The sequence below is a fragment of the Pseudoalteromonas peptidolytica genome (genome assembly GCF_012641745.1).
Taxonomy (GTDB): Bacteria; Pseudomonadota; Gammaproteobacteria; order Enterobacterales; family Alteromonadaceae; genus Pseudoalteromonas; species Pseudoalteromonas peptidolytica.
Genome location: NZ_WEHZ01000007.1, coordinates 1 through 16043 on the forward strand (window position 1 = coordinate 1; position 16043 = coordinate 16043).

Here is a 16043-nt window from a genome sequence, read left to right on the forward strand (position 1 = left end):
TGCTCAAGCAGTGTGAATGCGGCTTACCGAGTCAACGCAGCAAATTGAAAACCGCTGGCTGGAACGACAAATTTAGGGCACAGGTATTCTTTGGTTTATAAGTAATCAAAGTATGCTCCGCCCCTGGCATGTTGTAAAAGCCTCCCAGTCAGATATTAATAATTATTTTGAAAAACAAGTGTTAAAACCTCAGAGCGGGCACGTGGAACATAGTCAATATGGAAAAATCGCTGTAACTGAAGAGCCTTATAAAACAGAATACAATGAATGTTTAAAACAATCGTTTTCGGGTGAGTCTTTTATGTTTGGTGAATTGGAAGTGTCAGACCCTGAAAGATTAAAGCAATATTCTAGCGACTATTTAATGCATCGTCTTGCTTTTATCGTGCTTAAAAATAGTAGAAGAGACGTGTCTATTAAACCAATATTCGACGACCAATCATTCAAGCCAATACTTAATGGTATTCAAAATTTAACAAGTAGAACGTTGGATTGTGTAAAAAGTAAAGGCTGGGTTTATTTACCCAATAAGAAAAGTGAAAAATAAATATAACAAGAAAATCAACGAATGGACTTAACAAGCTTGGCTGCTCTCGTACCTCGCTTTTTTAGCCAAACTTTTATCAGTTCCTTATTGGGGCACTAGCCCATAGAAACTGTTATACGAAATTCATCTAATACAGCTGACGACCTAGCTCGTTTTTGTCCAAATACGAGTTGAGTGAGTGTCTAATATCGCAATTAGATTTCAGATATTAACTTGCTGTTGAGCGGCTGAGTTTGGCACGATGCAACAGTAAGATATACTCCTTAAAATTGAGTAAGTATTAATACGATTGGTATAAACTCGTTCGTTTTTTGCCAGCCTTAAGCAGGGTTATCTTTATCATTCGTCCCCACTTATCGTTAGATCATGTATCGTGGCTACTTTGGCGTGCGCTTAACCCTTCTCTTTAAGTTTGAGACATTGAGTTGCTGGATAATGATATCTATAAAGTGAGTTTGCTCTGCTGTGAGGTTGAAGGGTAATGCTTTAAACCTAAATTCATCACTAAACCCCAGTAATATAGCCTGTTTGAAATAGCGCTTGGCCTTAACATTGTGTTGATGGTAAAGGCTAATAAGACCAAGGCTAAATACTAACTCAGGATCTTGGTTACCAGCTTCAATGAGAGTGAGGATGTCATTTTGGTATCTGTTTATCAATTTAGGCTGAGCGGTGAGTAATGATAAATATAATCGGCTAAATAAAGCATATTTCCCTTGTTTTTCAACAGTCAGCGATAAAGTGTCAACGGCTTGTTTATGATGGTATTCACTAAGATAAGAAAGGGCGGTGAACCAATTTAGCGCTTGAGAATGTGAAGCGGTGCTGGCTAATACATTAAGTTGTTGAGTCGCTGTTTTATGTTTTCCTTGTTGCTGCAAAAGCTTTATGTATTCCAGTTGCACCCAAGGAGATGCTTTTACTGTGGGACTTGCATTGTTATAAACGTTTTCAAACCACTGAGTCATATACATTTTGCGTAGGCAGTTAAGATAGGTAGCAACGATCTTTGGTTCGCTAGAGGAGCTTTCGTAGGCTTGGCGTGCTAACGGGTAGGCATTAATGGTATTGCCTTGTGACAAGTAGGACTCGGCTAAGTTTGCTTTAAGTAAAGGCCAGTCAGGCGTATCAGCGACCATTTCTGTGAGTTGCTGTTGTGCCAGACTATAGCGACCTTGTAGCGCATGGGCTTGAGCTTGAAGTCGCTGCGCTGATGGGCTGGTAGGGGTTAAATCAAGCGCTTTTTTTGCATTTATTAAACTTTGTTCGAGGGCATCTTCAGTTTGATTATATAATTTATGTTCATCTAGTAATGCTTGGCTTAAGCCTTTATAACTTTCATTTACAGCTGGCGAGGTATTAATGCTTTGCTGATACAGCGTGATGGCACGTAAATTATCTTCTGCGGTTTCCTGCGCAACATGTTGCTGCGCCACACTCAGCACCGTAACAGTGTTTTCTGCATGCTTTAATGTTGTGAGGAAGTATTGATAAATTCCTAACGCGAAGAGTAGAGCAAAACTAATTGCTGACACCGTGATAATCGAAAACCGTTTTGTGGTCGGCACCAGTGGCTGGTGATTCACTTTCTCTACAGTTGCACTAAGGCGGTATCCAAAGCTGCGTTCAGACACAATATACTCTGGCTGGATGGCATCATCATTAAGCTGTTTTCTTAATCTCGCTATTTGTTTTTTTATTGCATCATGGGTCACTATTCGCCCAAGCCATACCTGCTGTTCTAGTTGCTGATAAGTCACAAGGTCGGGTGCATGTTCAATTAGGGTGAGCAATAATCTATGGCTCAGAGGTGTCAGTGTGTGACAGGTTTCATTATGGCTGATGGTGCGTGAACTGACATCAAAATGCCATTTTTGATTCAATTGATACTGCAATTTATAAATCCTATTTTTATTATTTTATTGATTTAAAAGCTTTTAATTTTTATGTCACTTAAAGTCACTCAAGCACACTAGCAAGCCAACAACAGATCCGTAGAGTAAGGTGTGTCATCATAATAAACAAGGATTTACATGAAAGTACTCGTTAATTTACTGTTGTTTTTGTATTTATTTTCCCTGTCTGCTGATGCAGCAGAGCCGTTACAACAGAAGCTAGATAGTTATATCGCGCAGTATCATCAGATTAAAGAGTTCGATGGTGCGGTTTTGATTGCGCAAGGGTCAGACATTTTATTACAGCAGGGTTATGGATTTGCCAATATTGAGTGGCAAATAGCAAACCAGCCCAGTACTAAATTTAAGCTTGCATCGGTGACAAAACAGTTTACGGCTGTTTTGGTTTTACAACAGGTGGAGCAAGGTCGTATTAACCTCGATGCCAATATTGTTAGCTATCTGCCGGAATATAGAAACGATACAGGAAGGCAAATTACCATACGGCAATTACTTAATCATACGTCGGGTCTTCCTGATGTATTTAGACATCCAGAATTTCGTCGTGTACAAAGCCATAACCCTTACCACAGAGATGAATTTATCAAGATATTCTGCTCAGGTGACTTACGGTTTAAGCCAGGCTCGGCATTTCGTTACAGCAATGCCGGTTACACCATACTTGGGCGGATCCTTGAACGTGTGACAGGAAAAAGTTACTGGCAACTACTTGAAACGCACATATTGTTGCCACTTGATATGAAAGATACAGGATTTGCCGACCATAAGAAATTGATTAAAGGCCTAGCTAGTGGTTACGATACGACGCTAGCGGGCGTAAAACACGCGGACTTTATAGATATGAGCGTGCCTTTTTCAGCAGGTGCAATGTACTCAACAGTACAAGATATGTATAAATGGGATCGTGCGCTTTATCACGACAAGTTATTATCTCCGGAGTTAAAGTCATTGTTGTTTATCCCCTCCAAGCATAGAAATTATGGCTTTGGTTGGGAAATAAACAAACAAAAAGTCGCGAACCAAACGAAAACACTGGTTCATCACAGTGGCGGAATTCCCGGGTTTGGCGCAAAGATCACAAGAGTGCTGGAAGACCAAACCGTAATCATTTTGTTGGACAATACAGGTGGTGCACCGCTTACAGATATGGTGAACGGCTTACTTGATATACTCGCGGGTAAAGCAGTGCAAGTTCCAAGGTTAAGTGCAGAGCGAACGCTGTTTGCAACCATTACTGCACAAGACGTTGCTGCAGCAATAAAAAGTTATCAGCAACAAGTGCATGAAGGGCAGGGGTTTAGCGAGCGCCGACTAAACCGTTTCGGCTATCAATTACTTGAAGTTGGTGCTTACCATGCGGCTATCGAGTTTTTTAAGGTAAATGTTGCTGCACATCCAAAAAGTGTGAACACCTATGACAGCCTTGCAGAAGCGCATCTCAAGCAGGGAGATAAGAAAAGCGCACAAGCTATTTATCAACAATTATTGCAATTAGACAGCCAACATGAAACGGCGAGGGCATTTGTGGAATCCAATCGTCGCGCTCAGCAATTACCTTAGCTAATAAGCGCGACGATGGTTTGAGCAGATGAGTGACCTTAGAGCGTGAATCTATCTACTTGTGCTTTAAGGTCATGAGCCAGTTTACTCATTTCATTACATGCAGTGGCCGTTTGGTTTGCACCTTCGGTCATTTCAACCGCTGAATAGTTGATTGTCTCAATATTTTTGTTCAGCTCTTCTGAAACAACGGATTGTTGATGGCAGGCAGAAGCGATTTGTGTGCTCATGGCAGCAATACTGTCTATTTGGCTTTCAATTTGTTGGATCATGTTACCTGCGACTTCTGACTGCTCTACACAAAGTGCTATTCCTTGTTCACAGCTTTTGGTCGCGATACCCGTTTCTTTTGACTTGGTTTGTAGATCATTAACAATCTCTACAATTTGTGTGGTGGAATCCTGTGTTCTTTGTGCAAGAGAACGCACCTCATCGGCGACAACGGCAAAGCCTCGACCTTGCGCCCCAGCACGGGCGGCCTCAATTGCAGCATTTAAAGCCAATAAATTGGTTTGCTCTGCAATTTCTCGGATCACATCAACGACTACATTGATATTGTGAGAGTTCTTTTCAAGGTTATTGGCAAGCTCACCAGCTGAGGAAACGGTTTCTGCAACGTCTGAAATATGACTAATATTGGATTTAAGGGCACTGCTACCTTCTTTGGCTTTATCACTCGCTTGAGTTGCTGACTCAGCCCCCATTTCTGTACTTTTAGCCACTTCACTGATCGCAGCTTGCATTTGAGTCATTGCTGAGGCGACCGATTGTAATTCATTTTGCTGCGTATTCATGCCTTGTGCGTTTTGATAGGAAATAGCATTTACTTCTTCGACCGCAGCGGTTAGTTGAATTGCAGAGTCATTAATCATGGTGATTAAGGCATGTAGTTGCGCACGCATTTTTTCCAAAGACTGAGTCAGCAAGCCCAGTTCGTTGTTACCGAGATCTTCAAGTACAATCGCGTGGTTTAGCTCGCCTCGAGCAATCTTACTTGCAAGTGAAACTGATACCGCTAACGGTGTTTTAATAGCCTTACTCAGCGCTAAACAAATCAGAACAATAGTTATTGCGATTAATAGGCCTGAGATAGCGAGTGTAAATAAAGAACTTTTTACAGCGGCAATAGCCTTGCGCTCAGACTGCTCTACGCTCTTATTATTCAGTGCTTCAAGCTCGGTTAGCTCTGACATGGCTTTAGCAAAAAGTGGGTAGCTATCTAAAATTATACGGTTTGCTTCGGTAGCGTTCCCACTTAAAATTAAACTTTCATAATGATATGTAGCGTCAGCATATCGTTGCCAAGCATAGATAAACTCATTAAAGAGTGCTTTTTCTTCCGCACTAACAGGCAATGATTTATATAAATTAACCTTATCATTTAATGACCTTTTAAGGTCTCTTAGGATCTCTAGCCATTCACTAACCAATTCATTTTCTGGGTTTAAAGCCGTACTAAACTCATCCTTTCTTATTGTAGACAAATCAATCTTTATATTCTTGACTGTCTCTACAGAAGGAATACTCGTTCTGACAATGTAGTTCAGGTTAGCGTTTATTTCATTCATGCCCTTGTAGCTCAAAAGGCCCACGGTAACGAAAATGATAAAGACAGAGGTGAAACTTAAAACTATTTGATTTGCGATAGAGAGTTTTTTTACATTCATTAGTACAGCTCAATAAACCCATTTGCTTATGTTGAAATTTGATTTTGGATTATATTTTAATCTTTATAAAAATATGAAATTAAATCTTTTTTGCGAATGTTTTAAGTTTGTTCCTTTTGTTGATAAAAGCCTAAATTAAGCGTGGGTTTTTATGCGCAGTTTTGAACTAATTCTTCGAGTAATAAAAAGTAAACTGCTTTTATTTTGAGGTTTTTCTACATTTTTTATTGTTTTACTTTAATGCTAAGCAATCTTTTAAGTGAAAAATTGAATGAAAATTCATGAGGTGATAAATGTTAAAAAACATATGTAAAGGCTAAATTGGTAAACAAAAAAGTGTCAACTTAGTTGGATTCTGAGCTGACCGCTGATTTAACTCATCTGGATGTTAGTGAGGAGGCAAGTTAACGCATTGATTTTTTTATTTATCTTAAATTACATTTTTGATCTTTGGTATTTCAGTGAGTTAACGGCTGATCTTGAGCTAAAATTCTCAAGTATTGATAATGTGTTTTACAGCATTACCTGAAAATCTTTAGAAACATTAGTAAATTTTGTGACATTACATTTTGTTACGGTATGTCATGGTAGAAATGATAGCGATAAAGAGGGTTGCGATGAAAAAATTGATTATTGGCCTACTCATTTTTGTAAGTAGTGCATGTTTGGCTCAGTCAACAGACAAAATCACACAGCATCAGCTGTTAGTGAATCAGATGTCTGTTTCACCATTTACCATTATTGATGTGAGAAGCGCAGCCGAGTTTAGCGACGGACATATCAAAGGTGCGATTAATATACCGTTTGATGAAATAGACCAACACCAAGAGGCTCTCTCAAAGCTGCGTGGTGACACTTTGGTGGTGTATTGTCGCTCAGGACGCCGTGCAGGTATTTTTATCAAGGAGCTGCTGCCAAAAGGGTATAAATTGAAGCATTTAGAGGGAGATATGCAAAAATGGCAGGCATCGTCTATGCCGATTGTGAACTAACACCTTTTCAGCGCTAGGGCTTATCTCAACTGCAATAATTATGAAGGCCAATCCTTATGGCTCCCTGTGGTAGCCATAAAACAAGGTTGCGTTTGGTACAGCTGTTAGTTTAAAGTACCATACGATTTATATATGGTTCATAGTTGGTTTATATTGTGGGTATAGTCAAAATCTCAGATGAATTACATGATGAAGTACGTGAGGCAAGCACGGTTATGTCTCGTTCAATCAATGCACAAGCAGAGTTTTGGATAAAAGTAGGGCGTCTGGCTGAGGAAAACCCCACCATGACATTTATTGAAATCATTGCAGCAGAAAGGCAACGCGTTAAGGCGCGAGAATACCAAGGGAAGTAGTGTGCAGCAGGTAACAATCAAAACAGCCGATGAAATTGAGCTGATGCGTGAAAGTAGCAGTTTACTTACGCGAGTGTTTGACTATATCGATAGCTGGATTGAGCCCAGTATTTCTACGCTGGAGATTAATGACAGAGTACACAACTTTATTGTGGATAAGCTAAATGCACGTCCGGCAAGTTTAGGTCAATATGGTTATCAATTTGTGCTCAATAGTTCAGTGAACGAGGTTGTGTGCCATGGCGTACCGAGTAAATCGCAACTGCTGAAATCATCAGATATCGTGAACATCGATATTACTTTAGAGAAAAATGGCTTTATCAGTGACTCCAGCAAAATGTATGTGATGCCTGAAGCGCTGTTACCGGCTAGAAGACTCGTTGAAACAACCTACCAAGCAATGTGGGCTGGGATCCGCATAGTAAAACCTGGCGCTAAGCTTGGCGATATTGGCTCGGCGATCCAGCGCGTTGCAGAGCAAGCAGGGTATAGTGTGGTGCGAGAATACTGCGGCCACGGCATTGGTAAAGAAATGCACGAAGGCCCCAATGTTTTACACTACGGTAAGCCAAATACAGGCATGGTGCTAAAACCGGGGATGACCTTTACCATAGAGCCGATGATCAACCAAGGCAATGCTAAAATTAAAACCAAGAAAGACGGTTGGACGGTAGTGACACGAGATAAAAAACTCTCAGCACAATGGGAGCATACCGTATTGGTAACCGAGCAAGGCTATGAAGTATTGACACTTAGAGCAGAGGAAGTGTAAGCCTCGGGCGTGCTTACACTTGTATCAATTAATCTTAATACTTGCTCAATTTGAAGTAACAAAGCTGACGCTAACATTTTGCCATGCCTATCGCGTAGATATCTTGGCGATAGTGGGGGGCGGCAGCAGTGTTATCGACAAGGTTTTCTCGTCTCAAAATAGATTACTTAATTGGTATTAACATCAGGTGAGTATACCGGCCAATAGAGGCGTATGGCTCTTGGCGGTTGTATTTAAGCTCTAACTCAAGCAAAGCATCAAAATCATCATCAGCCTTGTTAAGCTCTCTTAAGTAGTCATGAAAACAGCGTACACCGGTTTTTTGCGCGATAGTTAGCTTAGCTGCTTCTAGCCAAGCCGCCATGTCAGCTTGTTTGATTGGATTATTTGGGCTAAGTCCTACCTTTTGTTTAACCTTGAGCCCCTTTTGCACATAATCAAAGTTACCGTAGACCATGTTTGCCATTAAATGTGCCTCGTGATTGAAATACATCAAAGAAAGGGCGCCACTTGGTGACACTTGCGCTTTGAGTAAATCAATCGCACTTCGTTGGTCCACTAGCCATTCTAGTACTGCGTGACACATGACCAAGTCGAATTGCCCTAAGCTCAGTTGTGCTATTTCTTGTAATGGCGCACGGATAAAGCGCATCCGCTCACACAGTCCCGCTTCATTTGCCCGAGTTCTGGCAAGTTCAAGCATCTCGTCAGAGATATCGATAACGGTAACATGGTGCCCAAGCGCGGCTAAGTAAAGTGCTAACTGTCCTTGACCTCCTCCCACATCGAGCACCCGTTTATCAGTTGCGTGACCAAGCCAGTCAAGTTGCGCATGCAGGTCTCGCTGTAACACCGCCTCTCTGATCTTCCCTTTGTTGGTTCCATAGATGTTATTTTTAAACTTATGTGTAAGTTCACCAAAATTTCTATCTGATGGAGCAGGCTTGCCTTGATGTTTTCTTTTCGCCATATTGCAATATTTACTTGTACTTAAACCGGATTGTCGATATCGATGAACTCAACATCGAGGTTGTATTGCGCTGCTAAGTATTCGCCGAGCGCTTTGGCACCGTAGCGTTCGGTGGCATGATGTCCGGCGGCGATAAAGTGTATCTGCTGCTCGTTCGAAGAATGGATCGTTTGTTCTGACGCCTCGCCCGTGAGGTAGGCATCTATACCTTGACTTGCTGCAAGGTCAATAAAGCTTTGTCCACCACCAGTACACCAAGCAATGGTGTGAATAAGATGCTCGCCAGCGATGTTTAACAGTGGTTTACGGCCAAGTTTTTCTTCAACAAGTGCTGCAAAATCCGTTGCAGTCATTGGTGTTGTTAGTTTGCCTTTAACAGCGACGCTATTTTTATTCCATGGCTCAAGCGGCCTTTCAATTTCAAGCCCTAACAATTTACCAAGCTGAGCATTATTGCCAAGTTCCGGATGAACATCCAAAGGAAGGTGGTATGCAAGCAGGTTAATATCATTGGCAAGCAACGTTTGTAGCCTACGCTTTTTCATGCCGGTTACACATTGGTCTTCGCCTTTCCAGAAATAACCATGGTGAACCAAAATAGCATCAGCGCCGCGTGCAACTGCTGCGTCAATTAAGGCTTGGCTTGCGGTTACACCTGTAACTACTTTTTGGATTTCCGCTTTCCCTTCTACTTGTAGCCCATTTGGACAATAGTCATTTATTTGAAAAGGTTTTAGCAGTTCTGTTAATTGGTTCACTAATTTGGTTCGTTTCATAACACCCCCTAACGGTTAGATGGTGCTAGTTTACCTGTTTTGTGATGAGATCAAAATTGAAGGGAAGTAAAAGAAAAATGAGCCGCTCATCCTTGAGTGGGCTCATTGGGCTAGTAAACCGGCTTAGTTACGGGTTGGTAACTTCAACATCTTGACCTGTTTGAAGTCGCTCAGCACCACGAATAGCAACCTTATCGCCAGCGCGTAGGCTTTGCGCTTGACGAGGAATAACTTCGACCCATTGGCCTTTTCCATTGCCAATGGTAACGGGAATTTGCTCGGCTTTATTTTGAGCATCGATTTTAACCACATGAGAGCCTTGTTTTCGCAGTATGAGGGCATCGCGATCTACCAAGAGCGTCGGCTGTTTACTGCTGAGCGGCACAGTAACATCAACAAGTTGACCGATTGCCCAGCTATGACTTTGCTCAGCGGTAATGGACGCGCGCACCTCAACAGTTTGTGAGCGTGGATCGGTTGATGGGATCACCGAAGTAATGGTGGCAGTAGTATGTTCAGGGTGTGATAAGTCGCCAGCCTGAATGGGCAATTCGATGCCTTGGTGTAAAAACTTAAGGTACTTTACCGGCACATAAAGGCGAGCTTCAAGGTGGTGAATATCTAAAATTGTTACCAGCTCGTCTGCACGATTAATTTCTCTACCAGCACGTTTGAAACGCTCACTGATCACCCCATTGAATGGGGCGCGAATAGTGGCTCTTGAAAGCTTGTCTTCTATGACGCGAAGTTCAACTTCTGCCAGTGCAATATCAGACAAGGCCAAATCATGTTTATTCTGTACTTCATCAACCTGGCTTTCTGCGGCGCTACTGGTTTTAGCTAGCTTTTTTAACCGTGAGAGTTCTTGTTGATATAAGCGTAAATTAATTTTTGCACGCTTGAGTAGCTCGGTCTGCCTTGCCTTGTCAAGCTCTAACGGCAAGGTGTCCATTCTGACCAGTACTTCGTCTTTGGTTACGGTTGTGCCTGGCTCGACCACATAGAGTAATCTGCCGCTGACGCCAGAAGTGAGGGTCACATCGTTTTTGCCATATAACGTACCACTTACTTCAATTTCATGGGTTAGTGGCGCTTCGGTCACTGCTTTAGTGCTTACGGGGACAACCGCATAAATTTGTGGCGCAATAATACAAGTACAAAGTGCCAATGTTTTAACGGTCTGTTTTATTAGGTTCTTCATGTTATTCTCACTATTTACTGAGCCGCGACTAAGCTAAGGGGGCTTTGGTTACTTGCTGATTGCCTTGGCAAGGCGGGGTTTTTCGCCCAAGCTGTAACAAGCTTGGCATGAGCACTAAAGTAAATAGCGCGCTGATTGCCATCCCACCTACGATAACAGTGGCAAGACCACGGTAAATTTCTGAGCCTACACCAGGCATAAGCATTAGTGGCAGCATACCGAACAAACTCGTTAACGTACTTAAATATACTGGCCGCGCTCTTAGCAGTACCGCTTGCCTTACTGCGGTTTCTCGGTTCATGCCTGAAGCCATGGCAACCCGAGTTTGGTCGACCAATAGAATGGCATTATTGACAACCAGCCCAAGCAGAATAATAAAGCCAATCATGGTCAGTAAGTCTAACGATTGGAAGGTAAATAGGTTCAATATATATAGTGCCAGTACACCACCGGCAATCGCTAGGGGCATAACTAGTAACACCAGTACGCTATCTTTTGCAGATTTAAATAGAGCTGTCATTAATAGGAATAAAATAAACAGTGCCAACACAAAGTTGAGCGCCATTTCGGCCATTGCAGAGTTCATCTTCTGGGCGTTTCCGGCCAAAATCACACCGGCGCTATCAGGCATGCTTGCTCTAACTTTAGGCATAACTTGCTCAGTCAAAATAGTCTGAACTTGTTGCAAGCTCATGTCAGCTGGTGGAGTGACAACGATGCTTACTGTTCGGCGACCATTTACTCGCCGTAACTGAGTTGGACCAACAGTACGCTCAATGTTGGCAAGTTCACCAAGCGTTTGAATACCAGAATGTGGAGTTACTATGGGTAATGCCTTCAGCTCTTCTGGGTTCTTCCATGGAATACCGCGTAAGATGACATTCATACGTTCGTTACCATCAAAGTACTCATTGATAAATAAACCTCCAGTGTAAGCTTGAACGGCCTGCGATACATCGCGACGTGTTAACCCCGCTTGCGTGATACGGCGATCGTTTGGTGTAAGCCTTAGCTCTGGCTCAGCCATGTCTAAGCGCGGCTGAGGCCTAGCTGTTGCTTGTGGCAATGCCTCTTTTACGGCTCCTAACGCAACTTCAGCGCCTGTAATTAAGTCATCCATATTTGGGCCGGTGATATCAATATTAATGTCGCGGCCGTCACCACCATTGGCTACCTGGATCATTGAGCCTCGAAAGAAAAAGACTTGCGTATCGGGCAGGTCAACAAAAATTTCCTCTCGCGCTACTTTCATCAATTCTTCGACACGCTGCGGATCGGCAGAATAAATAAACCCCCCGGCGTTAGAGCCAAAAGCATAAAAGTTAAAATCTTTTATTCCGGGCTCCTTTGCGCCTTCGTAATATGGCATCAAACGCTTTTTTACTCTCAGTAATAACTCTTCTTCCATAAATTGGACATTACCACCAGGAGGCGTTACTAAACTGAAGAAGAAGCCATCTGTTGGTGCTCGGGGCATAAAGTCAGTTTTTGGTAGCATGGTCATTGTTGCAACCACCGAGCCACCAAGTAACACCCCAATCCAAGTGAGTTGCTTAGTTCGGCTATTGGTCAATTTCATGATGAAGTTCGTGAGTTTTTGCCAGTATTGGTGGTAAGGGTCTGTTTTTATTTCACTGTCAGGCCAAAGATGGTTGGCAAGCGGAATGAGTGTGATGGCGCAGAGCATGGACGCAATAACCGCAATAGAGAGTGTCAGTGCTAAATCCGAAAACAGCTGGCCTTCAATACCGGCCATAAAGAGAATAGGTAAAAAGATGGCTACACTTGTAGTCGTTGAAGCAAAGAGCGCGCCAGTCACTTGCGCCGCGCCCTTTAGTGCGGCCTTTTTACTATCAAACCCCTCGGTGCGAAGCCGTGCTATATTTTCCTGCACTATGATGGCAGCATCTAAAACCAACCCCACAGCAAATGCAAGTCCCGCAAGAGAGATCACATTAAGGCTACGGTCAAAAATATTAAGTGTGAGAAATGCCACCATCAGGGAAACAGGAATAGTTACCGCTATAACAACAGTCGCTTTAATCCCTCTGAAAAATAGCCACAGAATTAAACAAGAAAGCAGCACGCCAAGGCCTAAATTTCCTTTCACTAGTGACAGCGCGTTTCGGATATGCACTGAGGCGTCAAAGCTCAGTTCGATAGACAGACCATTTTCTGCTAAAGGACCTTGATTTAACTCATTAATAGCTTGGTTTATCTCATCTAACAATGCCACTGTATTGGCTTCATTTGCTCTTGAAATTCGGATGTAGTAGGCGGGTTTACCGTTGCGCCCACTCATACCTAGACGGTCTGAAAAGGTGCGCTCGACACTGGCAATATCCCCCAAATATATGGGTCTATCACCGGAGTAACCAACGCGCATTTGTGCCATACTTGAAAGGTCGTATTGGCCTGTAAATCTGACTGTATATTGGCGTCTTCCCACATTGGCAAGACCGCCTGAGGTATCCCTAGAACTGGCTAAAACATTACTAATTTGGTTTAGGCTAATGCCCAATGCTGCGGCCTTGTGAGGGTCAAAAGTAATGCGTAACTCTTTGGGGCGCTCGCTGGCAAGGTCGACTCTGGCAACCCCGGGAATACGGGCAAGTCTCGGCTCGATAAATTCATCTATTTGTTTTTGAAATTGCGCCATATCGAAGTCGAGACTATCTGAGTGATAGTCTTTGGGCGTGACGAGTAAAGTGGCCGCGGCTTCGCCATTGTTGCCGCCAGCAAAAACTACAGGGTCAATCGCATCTAAAGGTAATGGCGGAGCTTGATTCAAGCTAGTTAATACGTCCAACATGGCTTGCTGCATATTCGCACCAACAGCGAAGGTGAGCGTGATAGAACCATTCCCCCGATTAATATTGGTGTTTATCTCAAGTGCGCCTGGGGTATTTTTAACTGCATTTTCTAGCGGTTCAATTATCACTGACTCAATTTCTTCTGGAGCAGCTTGGCGCCATCCAGAAAAAATAGTGATTTGAGGTTGCTCTATATCTGGTGTTAACTGTATGGGGAGCTTAAAAATACTTAACATTCCAAACAGCATTATAAGTACCAGAATAACAATTACACTCGCTGGATTCTTAAGCGAACTACGTGTTATGTTCATTGCTATACTTCCAATCTTGCTTTTTTTGCATTGTAGTGTGATGTAAAAAAAGTGCCAGTAAAGTAAATCTTACGTTTTTCGAAGTTAGCGTCCAATCGGCGAAAATAAGCGATAAAGTGCATTCTCGTAATACCTTGTAACGCTTTTTTATAGATTGAAAAACTTTTTGATCTGGAATAAACCCGATAGAACTTTGACTAGCACAGAGCTATTAAGTCGTTAAACTAGGGCCAGCGCGATCAGCTCTTTGCAATAGTGTTGATTAGTTAATGAAGTATAAAAGGAGAGTTTATGTTTGTAGCGTTAAAATGGGATCATATTATTGGTGCACATTTTGTTCAGTGGATAGTAGTGGAATGTGGTGGGATAACGGATAAGTTTGGCCTGCCACAGGCATTACCACCTAGACGTGATGTCGCTTATTTCACTGATCCACTTTGCGCAGAACAAGATGCGAAGCATTTTGCTGACTATAAAAATGCTCAGCTGGCTAAGCCGATGAGTAAAGCATATTCGCCAAATTTGAGCGATCATCATGGTTTTTGTCATTATGCGTGGGATCATACCTATTTAGGTGAACTGATAAAACACGCGGTACTATACTGGGAAGACGGCAATCATCTCTCACCACAGCCACATCGAAGTGATATTGCGTATTTCACTGATCCTAATAGCAGTGAGGTAGACAGTATCTTTTTTGCGCAGTATAAATTGACGCAAGCTCGTCAGAATACACCTTCGGAAATGATGTCGTAACTGGTATGAGAAGCCTCAGGCTAAGTGCTTTTGAAGCACATAGCCTGTGAGATAGTTCAGTGTAATCTATCTAGAGGCATTAATATCGCTTTGCGTATAGGTAGGGTAACCCTCAGGTTTAAAACGATTTAAATTATTAAGAAAGCGACTATCTTTTACCGGTAAAGTCGCAGAGCCGTAGTCATATTGATTCAGCTTATCACGTAAGTCTATATTTGAGATGTTGTCGCCAGTCATGTGATACCAACTTATTATCGGAGGGGTTACAAAGCGGTGATAACCATTTTCAGCAATCTCATTATGCTTGGCAAAACGAAGTGCATGCGTCAGTATGCCATCCTTATGATAGACAATCTTTAAATGACCATTTTCAAATGGCAGCTCTTGAGCCGGTTTCGTAAATAGATCGCCATGAGCGCTATAGCTTCCGTGTGTGACTAACCCATCAAGCGTCCACACCGCTGCATATTCCCAGTCGTGCCGGTGGCCTCCGCCAAAATAGTCAAATACCTGATCTTTCTTAAAATAAAGTGCATAAAAGTGGCCACAATAATCACCGCTTTCGGTCGTTTTGCAGGCGTAGCGATGTACAGTATTTGAGGTATTTAAAAATTGATTGTCGCGGCAATCGCCAGTGATACGTCCAGAAGTTTTTAACCCCGAGTTTTGTTCGCCGGTTCGGCTTATCCCAGCACTTGGGAGGCAACCGTCACCATCAAAATCAAATACCGGCTCTGTACCGTTAATGATGTAAGGGGCGGGGAGTGCTTCATCTAAGGCTATGAAATCATGAGCCTGCGCTATTTGCACGCCAGCAAGCACAATCGCAAGAGATAAAAGAGGTTTATATGGTGTTGTCATATCGCTTTCCTTAATGGGTATAATTGGCGTTAGCAGCCGCTAACGCCGAGATTAGGATCCAAGATTATCGCGGAAGTATGACTTGATTGTATATAATGTGTTAAGTTTTTTGTTCTGGATTTAATTTATTTTTGAAATCAGACTGAACAATCTCAAGTGCAGCGAGCACTTCTTCAGCAGGGATCTCATGCTGTTCAAGCAACATGATGAGATCAATGGCGAGCTTTACATGGGTTGGAGCTTGTTCTAACGGAGTACTCATTCTTGAAACTGCTTCTTTTTGGCGATTTGGGCAACAGCAAATTCGATGGCGACGTCAACTGCCTTTTCCATTTTTTCTCTTTCTGGTTGCGGGAGGTAAAACTCCATATCTACATCATAGCGAATGTAACGTGAAGGCAGCTGATTTAATACAGTGCAGCAAAAATCAGCCATAACATCTTCATCATAGACTTTATCTAGTTTACGACGAACAATATGCTCAACAACCAGCTTTTCGTAATAATTATGTATATCGTCATGTAATTTCATACCGCCTCCTGCAC

At 42.5% G+C, this 16043-nt stretch carries 15 protein-coding genes; 6 read left to right on the forward strand and 9 right to left on the reverse strand.

Going from position 1 to position 16043, the window contains the following annotated elements; translation table 11 throughout:
* Positions 1-112 precede the first annotated feature (112 nt).
* Positions 113-547 (forward strand): hypothetical protein, encoded by a 435-nt coding sequence (locus F9Y84_RS06085; protein WP_168756747.1) that lies wholly within the window; start codon positions 113-115, stop codon positions 545-547.
* A 377-nt stretch (positions 548-924) separates the two neighbouring features.
* Here the strand turns inward: F9Y84_RS06085 and F9Y84_RS06090 are convergent, their stop codons facing one another.
* Positions 925-2442, reverse strand: a complete 1518-nt coding sequence (locus F9Y84_RS06090; RefSeq protein WP_147389969.1) for a winged helix-turn-helix domain-containing protein — start codon at positions 2440-2442, stop codon at positions 925-927.
* 138 nt (positions 2443-2580) lie between these two features.
* Between F9Y84_RS06090 and F9Y84_RS06095 the strand changes: the two genes are divergently transcribed.
* On the forward strand, positions 2581-4023 hold the full coding sequence (locus tag F9Y84_RS06095; RefSeq protein WP_147389970.1) for a serine hydrolase domain-containing protein: 1443 nt from the start codon (positions 2581-2583) through the stop codon (positions 4021-4023).
* A gap of 38 nt (positions 4024-4061) precedes the next feature.
* On the opposite strand, the gene F9Y84_RS06100 is transcribed toward F9Y84_RS06095, so the two are convergent.
* Entirely contained in the window at positions 4062-5690 is a 1629-nt protein-coding gene (locus F9Y84_RS06100; protein ID WP_147389971.1) for a methyl-accepting chemotaxis protein, read from the reverse strand.
* A 617-nt stretch (positions 5691-6307) separates the two neighbouring features.
* Here F9Y84_RS06100 and F9Y84_RS06105 point away from each other — a divergent pair.
* The 3 genes from F9Y84_RS06105 (at position 6308) to map (ending at position 7810) form a co-directional block, all read left to right on the forward strand.
* Complete coding sequence (locus F9Y84_RS06105; RefSeq protein ID WP_147389972.1) at positions 6308-6682, forward strand: rhodanese-like domain-containing protein; 375 nt, start codon at positions 6308-6310, stop codon at positions 6680-6682.
* A gap of 155 nt (positions 6683-6837) precedes the next feature.
* A complete protein-coding gene (locus F9Y84_RS06110; protein ID WP_128732699.1) occupies positions 6838-7038 on the forward strand; it encodes a ParD-like family protein in 201 nt (66 codons plus the stop codon).
* Position 7039: 1 nt separating this feature from the next.
* A complete protein-coding gene (map, locus tag F9Y84_RS06115) occupies positions 7040-7810 on the forward strand; it encodes a type I methionyl aminopeptidase (protein ID WP_147389973.1) in 771 nt (256 codons plus the stop codon).
* Positions 7811-7973: 163 nt separating this feature from the next.
* On the opposite strand, the gene F9Y84_RS06120 is transcribed toward map, so the two are convergent.
* The 4 genes from F9Y84_RS06120 to F9Y84_RS06135 form a co-directional block, all read right to left on the reverse strand.
* Positions 7974-8780 carry a methyltransferase domain-containing protein gene (locus F9Y84_RS06120; protein WP_147389974.1) on the reverse strand — a complete coding sequence of 269 codons (807 nt, stop codon included), beginning with the start codon at positions 8778-8780 and terminating at the stop codon, positions 7974-7976.
* Between the two features lie 20 nt (positions 8781-8800).
* Positions 8801-9556 carry a Nif3-like dinuclear metal center hexameric protein gene (locus F9Y84_RS06125; RefSeq protein WP_147389975.1) on the reverse strand — a complete coding sequence of 252 codons (756 nt, stop codon included), beginning with the start codon at positions 9554-9556 and terminating at the stop codon, positions 8801-8803.
* Positions 9557-9683: 127 nt separating this feature from the next.
* Entirely contained in the window at positions 9684-10757 is a 1074-nt protein-coding gene (locus F9Y84_RS06130) for an efflux RND transporter periplasmic adaptor subunit (RefSeq protein ID WP_147389976.1), read from the reverse strand.
* A gap of 28 nt (positions 10758-10785) precedes the next feature.
* Positions 10786-13881: an efflux RND transporter permease subunit gene (locus F9Y84_RS06135; RefSeq protein ID WP_147389977.1), complete on the reverse strand. Its 3096-nt coding sequence runs from the start codon at positions 13879-13881 to the stop codon at positions 10786-10788.
* 291 nt (positions 13882-14172) lie between these two features.
* Between F9Y84_RS06135 and F9Y84_RS06140 the strand changes: the two genes are divergently transcribed.
* On the forward strand, positions 14173-14637 hold the full coding sequence (locus F9Y84_RS06140) for a hypothetical protein (RefSeq protein ID WP_147389978.1): 465 nt from the start codon (positions 14173-14175) through the stop codon (positions 14635-14637).
* A gap of 66 nt (positions 14638-14703) precedes the next feature.
* Here the strand turns inward: F9Y84_RS06140 and F9Y84_RS06145 are convergent, their stop codons facing one another.
* The 3 genes from F9Y84_RS06145 to F9Y84_RS06155 all read right to left on the reverse strand — a co-directional run bounded on the left by F9Y84_RS06145 (position 14704) and on the right by F9Y84_RS06155 (position 16029).
* Positions 14704-15498 (reverse strand): NPP1 family protein, encoded by a 795-nt coding sequence (locus F9Y84_RS06145; protein ID WP_147389979.1) that lies wholly within the window; start codon positions 15496-15498, stop codon positions 14704-14706.
* Positions 15499-15598: 100 nt separating this feature from the next.
* On the reverse strand, positions 15599-15760 hold the full coding sequence (gene rsmS, locus F9Y84_RS06150) for a pleiotropic regulatory protein RsmS (protein WP_128730799.1): 162 nt from the start codon (positions 15758-15760) through the stop codon (positions 15599-15601).
* Positions 15757-16029, reverse strand: a complete 273-nt coding sequence (locus F9Y84_RS06155; protein ID WP_125252383.1) for a late competence development ComFB family protein — start codon at positions 16027-16029, stop codon at positions 15757-15759. Before F9Y84_RS06155 ends, rsmS begins: the two co-directional genes overlap by 4 nt.
* Between the last annotated feature and the right edge of the window lie 14 nt (positions 16030-16043).